The following is a 12,158-nucleotide window of genomic DNA, read 5'->3' on the forward strand; positions in this document are numbered from 1 at the left end:
ATCGTCATGGTCCGTCCAGGAATCTGGGCGCAGTATCTACCGGGCATCGCGGAACGGTTACGAAGAGACGCAGATGTTCCCGATCAGGAATACTGTCCCGACCCGTTACCCGCCGGTGATCACGTGGGTGCTGATCGCCACCAACTGTATCGCGTTCCTGTTCGAGATCAGCCTTAGCCCCTACGAGCTTGAGCAGCTGCTGTATCAATTCGCGCTTGTCCCTGCGCGTTATTCCGGGATTCTTGCCTCCGACGGGATCGACCCGGCCATCGACGACGTCCTGCCGCTCTTCACTATGATGTTCCTGCACGGCGGGTGGCTGCACCTCATCCTGAACATGTGGACGCTATGGCTGTTCGGTCCGACGATCGAAGATCGGCTGGGTCATGGCCGTTATTTGGCATTCTATCTTGCCTGCGGCGTTGCGGCTTCTGTCGCGCATATCTTCTTCAACCCGGTCTCGATCGTACCGGCATTGGGCGCCTCGGGAGCGATCGCCGGTGTCCTCGGGAGCTACATGCGCCTGTTCCCCTTCGCCCGGGTGGTCGTGGTGATCCCGATCCTGTTCATCCCGCTGTTCTTCGAAGTCTATGCCTTCTTCTATGTCGGGTTCTGGTTCCTCATGCAGATCTTGCAGGGAATCCCGGGCTTGGCGGTAACGCCAATGCGCGCGGACGTCGCGTGGTGGGCCCATATCGGCGGGTTTGTGGCAGGCTTCGCACTTGTCTCTCTCATCGTCCAGTCCGAACGGCGTTACCGGGCCTACTATCGGGACGAAGGCGTGCTCGGCTTCGATCCTGAAGGGCGGATGTGAGGTGCTATTCGTGGAGGCTTCCATGTCGATCGGTGATCTCTTCTGGATCTTCTTCATGTTCTCGGCGATCCAGCCGCTGTTGCGCCAGCGCATGCTCGAGGCGATGCGCGTGCGCAAGATCTCGCAGCTGGAGGCCCAGCGAAAATCGCGGGTGATCCTGCTGGTGCACCGGCAGGAAACCATGCGGCTACTGGGTTTCCCGATCGCGCGTTATATCGACATCAACGATTCGGAGGAGGTTCTGCGCGCCATTCAGATGACAGACGAAAATGTGCCCCTCGACCTCGTGCTGCACACGCCGGGAGGACTCGTGTTGGCAGCGCTGCAGATCGCCAGGGCGATCCGCGAGCACAAGGCGAAAGTCACGGTCTTCGTGCCGCACTACGCCATGTCCGGCGGTACGCTGATCGCGCTGGCGGCCGACGAGACCGTGATGAGCAGCCATGCCGTGCTCGGCCCGATCGATCCGCAGCTCGGACAGTCGCCGGCAGTCTCGCTGATTAAGGTTGTCGAGGAGAAGCCGCTAGCCAAGATTGAAGATCAAACGCTGATAATGGCCGACGTCGGCCGCAAGGCTATTGCGCAGGTCAAACAGTCGGCAAGCGAGCTGCTGGAGCGGCGGCTGCCCGCTGAACAAGCCGCCAAGCTGGCGGAACAGCTCGCATCCGGTGCCTGGACGCATGACTATCCGATCTGGGCGTCGACAGCGAAGCGGCTGGGCCTGCCCGTGAACACTGACATGCCTGACGGCGTTTTCGAGCTCCTGAAACTGTATCCGCAACCCGTCCGCATGCAAAACAGCGGCGGCGTGGAATATCTGCCGGTGCGGCGAAGTCTGCCGGCCGGAGGCGATTCTGTGGAGGCGGACTGACGTTCAGCGGGGCCGCCTCAGACCGTTGCCAAATTAGCATGGCATGCCGATGCGGTCATTGATGGGTCGTCTCGTCAACGCGCCCACCGACTATTCAGGCGCTTGCGTGAGCGGATGCGACCCCATCCAATACGAACTGAACCGAGAAAGCCGCGAGCAATATCCCGAGCAGCCGGGAAAACACGGCATTTCCAGTGTTGCCCAGTGTTTTCGCGATCGGCACGGCCAGAGCAAAGCAAATCATGCAGGTCAGGCACACGAGCAGAATGACCAGAATGAGCACAACCAGTCTCGACGTCGTGCCTGCGGCGCTGGACAACAATAGCGTGGTGGCAATTGCGCCTGGTCCGGCCATCAGCGGGATAGCCAACGGAAAGACGGCGATATCCGAAACCTGCTCGGCCATCGTCTTGTCGGTTTCGCGTGCCTCCCGGTGCGGCCGGTCACCGAAGACCATCTGGTAGGCAACAGCGAACAAAAGAAGTCCGCCCGCGATCTGAAAAGCTGGAATGCTGATCCCAAGCTGGCCCAACAGCCAGTTCCCGCATAATGCAAGACCTACAAGGATCCCCGCAGCGATCAGCGGAGACCGGACGACGATTCGCGCCCTGTCTCGGCTACTGAGTCCGCCTGCTGCCGCGAGAAACGCCGGCACCAATCCGACGGGGTCGACGACCAGTAACAGGGTCACAAAGGCCGACATAGCGAAGTCGATCACGGCGAATGCCCGCCGCGAGCGGCAGGCAGATCGTGGTACGGGATGTACGCAGCTCGACCTGAGCCGACGCAAAGTACAGTAATAAGCAATCCACCAGCAGTCCTCGCCACTCTATGCACTGCGCAGAAATCATGCGTATCCTTTTCGCCTTGAGGGCTCGGCCTGGCCGAGTCCGGGGCGCCGAGCACGCCGCGCTGACCAAGCAGTTCGCGCTGAATAACGTCCTCGGACCTCTCGGGTTCTTCGCCGTTGAGCGGCTGTACTCTAACCATGATCCTGTTCTTCCCTTCTTCTGCCGCTGCATGCAAAGAAATATGACTATTTCGGCGGCCTGAGCTCGCTTCTAAGCCAACCTACCGCATCACTCCTGAGCGGATCGATGGGGATTGAAAGTGTCGTGGACTGGCCGCACGTCGAGCAAGCAAAAGTGAGTTCTTGATGACCGAGCGCGCCTGGCGCGGCCCTGCCCGCGGCCATAGCGCGTCCACATTTCGGGCATGCGGGTTTCTTGATTGTCGCAAACCCTCTGAGCGTATCAGATGGAGCCAGGAACATTGGTTTCGCCGACGCGAGCCGCTCTCGTTTTTGTGTGTGCTGCGAGCAGACGCATGACTGAACCGCGCAGCCTACGCACTTATGCTATATCGGCCACACGCAGGATGCGCTATGTCGTATTTTTACGTAGGCATCAACTTACGATCGGTCCATCGCCGCTCGTAGAATAATTGGCCAATGATGACTGGCTCACGCCGTCGATACACGACTGTCAATGCGGGGCGCGACGAGACATACGCACATATAAAATTATACGCTCACCGTCTCAGTGCTTCGTCAGGTTGTGAAATGCAGTTGGCTAGGCTTGCGATCAAGCTGCCAGAATTCGAGATCGGCAAATACTGGCACGACTGTGCCGATCCACCTGACCGACAGTCGGTGGCCGCGATCCTGGACAATGGTGGGAACGTGTCGCCAAGGAAGAAATAGTGTTGAAGCGCTCACCCTTTGAAGCGAGCAACGAATTTCGCGAAGGCCGCGAGCTGATCGGCAACCACCTTCCTGGTCGGGTCGTCCTTCAGTTCGAGCGTATGCGAATCAAATTTGGTCTGGGCTAGCCCGACGAATACTTCCGGTATCCCAAACACGAAGGCGCTGAGATAGGTAAACGCCATTCGCAGATGATACTGCATTCGCGCCCCGCCCAGGGGACCGCCGCTGGCGGACTGAATGGCGACTGGCTTCTCCCTGAAGGGCTGATTTTCCAGGCGCGATACCCAATCCAGCGCGTTCTTCAGGCCTCCGGGAATAGTCCAGTTGTATTCGGGCGAGACGATGATTATGCCATCGGCTTTCCTGATGGCTTCAGCGAAGGTCGTCACTTCACCTGGAAAGCCGGCGGCCTGAACGTCCGCATTGTACAGGGGCATGCCGTCGTACGGCGGCGCCTCGGAAAGATGAAGATTCGAAGGCGCAAGCTTAGGCAACGCCCGCATCAGCGCGGTATTGTACGAGCCCTTGCGCAGGCTGCCACTGATCGTCACCACGTTGAGTACCATTGACTACTCCTTTTCCTTGCATGAGACGCTGAAAACACATCACCTCAAGCGGCAATATTTGTCTTTGACAATTGCCCGTTTTCGCCACCGCCAGCAGCAAAAAAATGGTATTCGAAGAACCACAACGGCTGGTTGACATTGCCCGCGGGCCGCTGTCCAGCAGGAACGTCTACGTCAGTCCGGCTCCGTTGCGGCTTGCGGAATCGGACGCATCGCCGGGCGCTGCGGCTCGGCGCGTTCCTTCGCAGGACACGTTCCCCGGGTGAGATTCAAGGCGCAACAGATCAAACCCACATGGCTGTAGGCTTGCGGAAAATTGCCCAGCATGCGGCCGGCGAACGGATCGTATTCCTCGGCGAACAGTCCCACGTCATTGCAACGCGATAGGAGGCGGTCGAACAGCTTACGGGCCTTCAAATAGCGGCCCTGCAGAATGTAATTGTCGGCCAACCAAAAGCTGCATGCCAGAAACGCTCCTTCTCCCGGGGGCAGGCCATCACCGGGATTTGCGCGTTCATACCGCAGAACAAACTCGTCCTGGACCAGCAGTCTCTTTTCAATGGCCTGCACGGTATTCCTCACGCGCGGATCCGTTGCAGGCAAAAAGCCAACCAGCGGCATCAGCAACAAGCCAGCGTCGAGCCGTTTTGAGCCGTAAGCCTGCACGAAACTTTCGAGATCGCGGTCGAAGCCGCGGTCGCACACGTCGGCGTGGATCTCGTCGGCGACCGCTCGCCAATGCCGAGATGCTTCGATTGATCCGCGGGTGGCGAATTCACTCGCGGCACGATCGAACGCAACCCAGGCCATGACCTTCGAATGGACGAAGTGCTGCCGCTCGCCGCGTACCTCCCAAATACCTTGATCCGGCTCGCGCCAAGCGCTGGCGAGATATTTCAGCATGATGGGCTGCAGGGCGCGGCCGCGGTCGGTTAAACCTATACCGCCCTTCCCGGCGTGGAACATGGCGTCGGCGACCTCGCCGAGGACGTCCAGTTGGAGTTGCTGGTAGGCGGCGTTTCCGATGCGCACCGGCGACGATCTTTCATAACCGCCGAGCCACGGAATGGTCAGCTCCGGCAGCCAGCGTTCGCCTCCCACTCCGTACACGATCTGCACCTGCTCCGGACTACCGGCGATGGTGCGAAGGAGCCAGTCTCGCCATGCCCGCGCCTCGTCGTAGTACCCGAGGTGCATTAGGGCCAGCAGGGTGAACGTGGCGTCGCGCAACCAGCAAAAGCGATAGTCCCAATTTCTGATTCCACCAATAAGCTCCGGCAGAGAGGTCGTGGGCGCGGCGATAATCCCGCCGGTCGGGGCGTAGGTCAGAGCCTTCAATGTAATGAGCGAACGTTTGACCGCTTCCGTCCAGCGACCGAATTCGGGACACCGATCACTCCATCCACGCCAGAATGCTTCCGTTCGTTTCAGCGCGTCGAAGGCATCAATCGCCGAAGGAGGATCTTGAAACGACGCCCCGTAGGAGAGGATGAACGGGATTGACTGGCCGGCCGTGACCGTAGGTTCACCAACTGTTTTTAGGTCCTCGCCGTGAAGCGCGGCTGTCGTACGCAGCACCAGACGCTCCGGACCGGCGATTGCGCTGATGCTGCCGTCATCAAGCCGGTTGACCCACGGCACCGTCGCCCCATAGTCGAATCGCACTACAAATTCGGAGTGAAACTCAACTCGCCCCTGTCGACCTACGAGGATGCGTACAAGCTCGGCCCGATTTCCCGGTGCCATGAAATCGATAAGCGTCGCAGTGCCACCCTTCGTTCTGAATTCCGTTTCGAGGACCAACGTGCCTGCGCGGTAGCGCCGCGACGTCTCGATCGGCTCATCCTTCGGCGCAATGAGCCACCGTCCATTTTCTGCGTCGCCAAGCAAAGCGGCAAAGCACGCAGCCGAATCAAATCTCGGCAAGCACAGCCAATCGATCGAGCCATTGTGCCCGACCATGGCTGCTGTCTTGCAGTCGCCGATCATCGCATAGTTTTCGATTTTGAGCGCCATACACAACTCTCGGCCTGGGCTCGCTGCCCACGCAACCGCTCTCAGATATTGATCCCTAAATTTTCTTCGTCGAAGCACAGCCCCGTTGAAACTGCCGGTGCTCACAACCCTTGATAAGCGATAAGTGAGCCGATTCCACAGTATCGCGGTCGACACTGAATCCAGGCCCACAATCTCTCGGCGGCTGTTTCCCCGAGCGCATCGCTGTCAGAGCTTCCGCCAGCTTCGGCCATCGCGCTTCAAAAGTTCAAACGCGCCCGGAGGGCCCTCACTGCCCGCAGGATAGAATTCCAACCCCTTGCTGCCCACTCGTTTCCAGGCGTCGAGGAGCGGCTGAACCGCGCGCCAGCCAGCCTCCACGCCGTCGGCGCGTTGGAACAGAATGTTGTCGCCAATCATGCAATCGTAAATCAAGGTCTCATATCCCGTCGCAGGCTCGGACTTGAAGTAGTCCTTATAGAGAAACTTCATTTGCACGCCGTCGATCCTGATCACTGGCCCCGGCACCTTGGTGTTGAACTGCAGCGTGATGCCTTCACTCGGCTCGACGCCGATGACGAAATAGTTCTCAGCCAGTTGCTCGATGGGCGTGCATCGAAACATCGCAAACGGCGCCTCGCGGAATTTGATCGCCACTTCCGTGCGCTTCATGGCGAGCGCCTTTCCGGTGCGCAAATAGAAGGGGACCCCGGCCCAGCGCCAGTTGTCAATATTCAGTTTCATCGCAACGTAAGTCTCCGTAGCGCTGTCCGGCCGGACGTCCGGGGTATTTCGGTAATCAGGAATCTCCGTGTCGCCGATTTTCCCGGCAGTGTACTGGCCGCGCACGGAGTTTTTCAGCGCCTCCTCTTCGCTCTGACAGTGGATCGCCGACAGCACTCCGTCCTTTTCCGAACGCACGTTATGGGCATCGAAGTGTCTCGGCGGCTCCATAGCGACCAGCGATAACAGCTGAAACAGATGGTTCGGCACCATGTCGCGAAGCGCGCCGGTCGCGTCATAAAAGCTACCGCGATGGCCAACACCGAGCTGCTCATCCACGATGATCTGCACGTGATCGATGTGATGGCGGTTCCAGATCGGCTCGAACATTCCGTTGGCGAAGCGCAGCACCAGGATGTTCTGGACGGTCTCTTTGCCAAGGTAGTGATCGATTCGGTAGATCTGGTGTTCGCCGAGGATGCTCAACAATTCCGCATTCAGCACACGCGCCGATGCCAGATCGGTTCCAAACGGCTTTTCGATCACAACCCGCCGCCAGGCGTCGGGGTCCTCCTTCAACAAGCCGAGACGGCCGAGTTGGCGCACGATCGGCGCGAAGGCATCAGGCGGTGTCGCCAAATAAAACAGCCGATTGCCCCCGGTGCCGCGCGCGGCTTCCAACCGTTCAAGCTGCTCCTTAAGACGATCGTAAGAAGAGCCGTCGCCGGGATCGGCCACGACCGAGGTGATGCATTCGAGAAGACGATTCGCGACCGCGTCTTCCACGGGGCGGGTTGCGAACTGATGCAGACCCTTCATTAGGCTCTCGCGCAACGCTTCGTTCGATATGCCGCAGCGCGCGACGCCGACGACGCAGAATCTTTCCGGCAACAGTTCGGCTGCCGCAAGATTGTAAAGCGAAGGAATCACCAGCCGTTTGGTCAGGTCTCCTGTGACACCGAAGATGACAAGGGCGCAGGATTGCGGCTTCGGGCGGGCCTGGACGTTTCTCACGAACGCTTGACGAGCTATCGCGTCGCCCTCTGCGCCCCTGAGGACGGGAGCAGCACCAATTATCCGGCCGGACCTATGATGCCTGTTGAGCAGGTTCGATCTCAACGCGGTTATCCTGCTCGGCCGAGTAGACGGGGGCGGGCCCAGCGTGATCGCCGCTCTTCTTTCCCAGCCAGACAGCTGGCAATTGAAGCACCCGAGCATGCTGTCCTTCCGACAGGAGGTTCACAAGAATAATGGTGCCATCGGGAAACAGCAGGGCATCGTGGTGTTGCGCCGGCGTTTCCGGTTTGATCACGCAGAATTGGGCGACACGGAAGCCCGCGCTCTTGGTCAACAACCAGTTGCGATTGTATCTCACGTCCTGCTCGAATGCGAGCTCGGTGCCCGGCAGCAGACAAACGGCGACGGTGGGTTCGTCCTTGGTGGCAAAGCCGCGGGTCGATGTGCCGCGAAAGCTGGTCGACACCAAACTCTCTCCCACCTTTGCGGGGCGTGACGTAACGGCATGTAGGCTGTAGTCGCACATGGATTTTCTCCGCTGGGTTCCTTGACCCGAACGATGATGCCGCAAACCGCCGAGCTGACCCTTGACCGCCGTCAAGATACTCGTGGCTTGTTTGAAATCGCGAAACGGCCGGGTACGGTGGTTTTCATGATCGCATTCGAAAAGCTACTCAAAGCCGCGGCAGCAGCGCGATGTCCGAACGGGATCGTATCCAGTCCACCCCTGCCGACCTTGGCAATGGTCAACTTCGCAAGTCGTGGCCGTGATACATCTCGGCATCGCCGCTGCTCACTGCTGTGATGGGACTGCAAGTGCGTTTTCGGTTTCGCGCGAGTCTTGACTGGCGCGTTGTTCACTCTTGTCTCGCACTTGGCCGTTGGCAAGCGCAATGTGTAGCTCCGCCCCGACGACGGCACCCTCACCGATCGCAGCACCCACGCGCTTGACCGACCCAGATCGCACGTCGCCGGCGGCGAATACACCGTCTACGCTGGTCTCGAGTAGCAACGGACGGCCAGCGCCACCCTTCGAGCGGATGGTGGAGGGAGTGTCCCATCCAGTCAGTACAAAATTCTTGCTGTCCAACGCGATGCCGGCGCCCTTAAGCCAAGCCGTTGCCGGCTCCGCGCCAATGAAGAGGAAGAGGTGGCGGATTGGCTTCTCGGTTTCCTCGCCGGTCGAGCTGTTGCGCCAGCGTACGCGCTCCAATTGCCCTTCCCGGCTGCCATAAAGCGCGACCACCTCAGTGTGAGTCAGCACCTCGATATTATCGAGATTCGCGATACGGTCGATCAGGTAACGCGACATGCTCTCCGTGATGCTTGGTCCACGAACCAGCATCCAGATTTTTTTTGCGAAGTTGCGCAGGAATACGGCGGCTTGGCCCGCTGAATTTCCGCCTCCGACCAGGACGATCTCCTCGCCCCGACACAGGCGTGCCTCGATCGGCGAAGCCCAATACCAAACGCCGCGTCCCTCGAAACTCGGCAGATTCGGCACGTTGAGGCGGCGGTAGCGGGCGCCGCTCGCAACCACAACCGTCGAGGCCCTCACACACCGCCGATCCTCCAGGTGCAGCGTGAACGGCGATTCCCTCGAATCGAGCCGCGAGATCCCCGCAGGGATCACCATCCGCGCGCCAAATTTCTGCGCCTGGACGTAGGCGCGGCCGGTGAGTGCTTGGCCGGATATGCCGGCGGGAAAACCGAGATAGTTCTCGATCCGCGCGCTGGCCCCGGCTTGCCCGCCGAAGGCACGGGCGTCGAAGACGACGACCGACAAGCCCTCTGATGCGGCATACACCGCCGTCGAGAGGCCCGCCGGGCCAGCGCCAACGACTGCGACATCATAGGTTCGGCTCTCGTCGTCGATCGGCACCATTCCAAGCGCGCGCGCCAGCTCTGCTTCGCTCGGATTTTTCAGGATTGTTCCTTTCGGACACACCGCAAGCGGCAGGTCGGCCGGATTTGGTGCATACTGCTGGACAAGCTTCGCCGCGTCGGGGTCCTTTGCTGGATCGAGCACTTGATGTGGATACGCATTGCGGGCGAGAAAGCCTTGCAGGCGCACAACGTCTGGGCTCGATTCGGGGCCGATTAGGACTGGACCACCGGCGCCTGCCTCCACCAGCGCAATGCGGCGGAGGATCAAAGCCTGCATGATCCGTTCGCCGAGTTCGGGCTCCCCAATCATCAACGCACGTAGATTCTCCGGCGGGATCAAGAGGGCTTGGACATCGTCGATGGCGTGAACGTCGACAAAAGCGGGCTGGCCTGACAATTGTCCCACTTCGGCGACGAATTCACCGGGTCCCTGCTCCACAATCGGCGCGCAATGGCCTAGCGGATCGCGCCTGACGACGCGCACCGAGCCCTTGATCAGCACACACATGCCCGGGGCGACTTCTCCGGTCACGAACAGCGCTTCGCCGGCACGGTAATTCCGCACCGCGCCGAAGCGGCGAAGACGGTCGATTTCATGCGGCGCAAGCTTGGGAAACATCTGCTCGCGGCGGCTATCAATCGTCGGCATCTGCAATCTCGCTGTCGGGGCAAGGTGCGACGTGTCCTAATGCGCCATCAGCAGCGGGATAGGCGCTTCGTGCAACAGGCTGTAGGTCACCCCGCCGAGCAGCCGCTCGCGCAGGCGCATGTGACCATATCCGCCCATAACGATAAGGTTCGCCTTCCGGCGCTCGGCCTCAGCCATCAATTGCGGCCCGACTTCGCTTGAGCGGCACTTGATGCGATGCAGACTGGTCTTGATTCCATGATGCCGAAGATGATTAACGGCATCGATCCCCATCACCGCCTCCTCCTCGGTAGGCTTTTCGCCAGTCGCAACGATGACCGACACACTTTCCGCCTTGTGAAGAAACGGCATCGCTTCGGCAAGCGCACGAGCCGCTTCCCGGCTCCCGTTCCAAGCGACCATAATGCGATCGAAGGCGATCCTCGGCCGCTCCGTCTCGGGAACGAGATAGACATTCCTGCCAGAGCCGAACAGCACGCCTTCGACGAGCTGTTCCGGATCCATCGCGCCATTGGGACGAAGTGCCACGAAGGTGTCGGCGGAGCGCGCCTCTCGCGCGGCAATTTTGGCTACGTCATCGGACAAGACATCGAGGCGCCGGACCTCGACCATCCGATCCAGCATTCGCAGCCGCTTGGCTAGTGCCTCCTCCACCGCATTACCAGTTTGGCGCGCATGCTCGACGATTGTGGCGGTGACGTCGCCCTCAATCGACCCCGGCAAAGGCAGAACGTTGAGATACAACCCGATGACCACGCGGGTCTCCAGCTGGCGGGTCATGTCGGCGACAGCTGCCAGACGAATTTCGTCGGAGGCGCCGCCGTCCAGCCACACCATTACATCCCTGATCATCGCTCTCTCCTCGCTCGCGACGGCCGTCGCGATGTTTGGCTACTCGGCTGTTCGCGCAGCTACAGCAGCAGATCGAAAATACGAAAACACTTCCGCCAGTGCTCGTTCGATGGATTCTACAACCCGGGGACGATGATGTTGAACGTATGCGCGAGCGCGACACTCAGACCTCCCACGATGTCCGGTAGGCGAGCCTCGATCCTCTCCGTAAGCAAGATCAATCGGCGGGCGCGTGGCGACGCGGTCGAGGATCAGCCGCGGCTCGATCTCTTCGTCGAGTCTCACGAATTCATGGATGCATTCCTGCAATCCCCTGGTGACCGGCAGGTCGAATGGCTCCAGGATCACGCCGCCGTTCGCCTTGGCGACCGCCTGGGCCCGCGGCAGGAAATCATAAAGTTTTTGGTTGATAAAATCGCTGTAGCGCTTGATGTCTTGCTTGTCGACATCGACGCTGGCTACGATCCGAAAAAATCGCTCGAATCTCGCCATGCGCATAACATGGCTGGCGCGCGGCTGGTTCGATTGCACGGCGGCGATAATCATAGGCAGCGTCTCCTCGCCGCACGATACCGTGCGCAGGCCAGCCTCCCCCTTGACGGTCGTCAGTTTCGCGCGATCTTCTCGCACGGACACGAAATTGATCTTTGTCACGGAGCAATTCCTCGAAGTTGCGACATCTTTGTTGCGTGTGTGGACTTCAGCGCGGGTCACCATCCCGCGGGTCTCTTCATCCTCGAAAGGAGGGAAACATAGACGAAGCCACCATCGTTGCGGCAGCCCTCGCGTCAGGCAGACGGCGGACACCAACACGCTGTTCCTGCCGTACCGGCTGGGTCCTTTTCAGGCTGCCGCATCGAATGGTCATGGCGTCGTTGACGCGCTCGCGGGCGCGTCAACCGGCAACGTGCCCTCGCGGCCTGCTACTACAAGCAACTGTCGATGCAAGGCCAACCTGGCCCCCGGCATCCACGCCGCAAGCAGGAGGCACGGCGTGAGGTCACGAGAGCGGCGGACCAGGCTGACGGATTGATTATCAATCAGCTCTGGCACGCCGGGCGCATTTCGCGTCCGGCGCT

9 protein-coding genes and 1 pseudogene are annotated in these 12,158 nt (G+C 60.1%); 2 read left to right on the forward strand and 8 right to left on the reverse strand.

Translation table 11 applies throughout. The features are described from left to right. Nucleotides 1–73: 73 nt before the first annotated feature. Nucleotides 74–814: a rhomboid family intramembrane serine protease gene (locus PMN64_RS04595; RefSeq protein WP_283089988.1), complete on the forward strand. Its 741-nt coding sequence runs from the start codon at nucleotides 74–76 to the stop codon at nucleotides 812–814. Nucleotides 815–836: 22 nt separating this feature from the next. Then, nucleotides 837–1,685 carry an SDH family Clp fold serine proteinase gene (locus PMN64_RS04600; protein WP_283089987.1) on the forward strand — a complete coding sequence of 283 codons (849 nt, stop codon included), beginning with the start codon at nucleotides 837–839 and terminating at the stop codon, nucleotides 1,683–1,685. Between the two features lie 94 nt (nucleotides 1,686–1,779). Here the strand turns inward: PMN64_RS04600 and PMN64_RS04605 are convergent, their stop codons facing one another. The 8 genes and pseudogenes from PMN64_RS04605 to PMN64_RS04640 form a co-directional block, all read right to left on the reverse strand. Next, the gene (locus PMN64_RS04605; protein WP_411779871.1) at nucleotides 1,780–2,403 is read right to left on the reverse strand and encodes a MarC family protein; all 624 of its coding nucleotides are present in this window, start codon (nucleotides 2,401–2,403) and stop codon (nucleotides 1,780–1,782) included. Between the two features lie 995 nt (nucleotides 2,404–3,398). Then, nucleotides 3,399–3,956: an NADPH-dependent FMN reductase gene (locus PMN64_RS04610; RefSeq protein WP_411779872.1), complete on the reverse strand. Its 558-nt coding sequence runs from the start codon at nucleotides 3,954–3,956 to the stop codon at nucleotides 3,399–3,401. Nucleotides 3,957–4,130: 174 nt separating this feature from the next. Beyond that, complete coding sequence (locus PMN64_RS04615) at nucleotides 4,131–5,972, reverse strand: glycoside hydrolase family 15 protein (RefSeq protein WP_411779873.1); 1,842 nt, start codon at nucleotides 5,970–5,972, stop codon at nucleotides 4,131–4,133. Nucleotides 5,973–6,179: 207 nt separating this feature from the next. After that, nucleotides 6,180–7,688, reverse strand: coding sequence for a glucose-6-phosphate dehydrogenase (zwf, locus tag PMN64_RS04620; RefSeq protein ID WP_411779874.1), 1,509 nt, complete (start codon nucleotides 7,686–7,688; stop codon nucleotides 6,180–6,182). Nucleotides 7,689–7,761: 73 nt separating this feature from the next. Further along, nucleotides 7,762–8,217, reverse strand: coding sequence for a hypothetical protein (locus PMN64_RS04625; RefSeq protein WP_283089982.1), 456 nt, complete (start codon nucleotides 8,215–8,217; stop codon nucleotides 7,762–7,764). Nucleotides 8,218–8,484: 267 nt separating this feature from the next. Next, nucleotides 8,485–10,227: an FAD-dependent oxidoreductase gene (locus tag PMN64_RS04630; protein ID WP_411779875.1), complete on the reverse strand. Its 1,743-nt coding sequence runs from the start codon at nucleotides 10,225–10,227 to the stop codon at nucleotides 8,485–8,487. 36 nt (nucleotides 10,228–10,263) lie between these two features. Continuing rightward, nucleotides 10,264–11,079: a universal stress protein gene (locus PMN64_RS04635; RefSeq protein WP_411779876.1), complete on the reverse strand. Its 816-nt coding sequence runs from the start codon at nucleotides 11,077–11,079 to the stop codon at nucleotides 10,264–10,266. Between the two features lie 116 nt (nucleotides 11,080–11,195). Then, nucleotides 11,196–11,796: pseudogene (locus tag PMN64_RS04640) on the reverse strand (DUF1931 family protein). Nucleotides 11,797–12,158: the final 362 nt, after the last annotated feature.

Origin of the sequence: Bradyrhizobium sp. UFLA01-814 (assembly GCF_046718885.1) — a bacterium.
Lineage (GTDB): Bacteria > Pseudomonadota > Alphaproteobacteria > Rhizobiales > Xanthobacteraceae > Bradyrhizobium > Bradyrhizobium elkanii.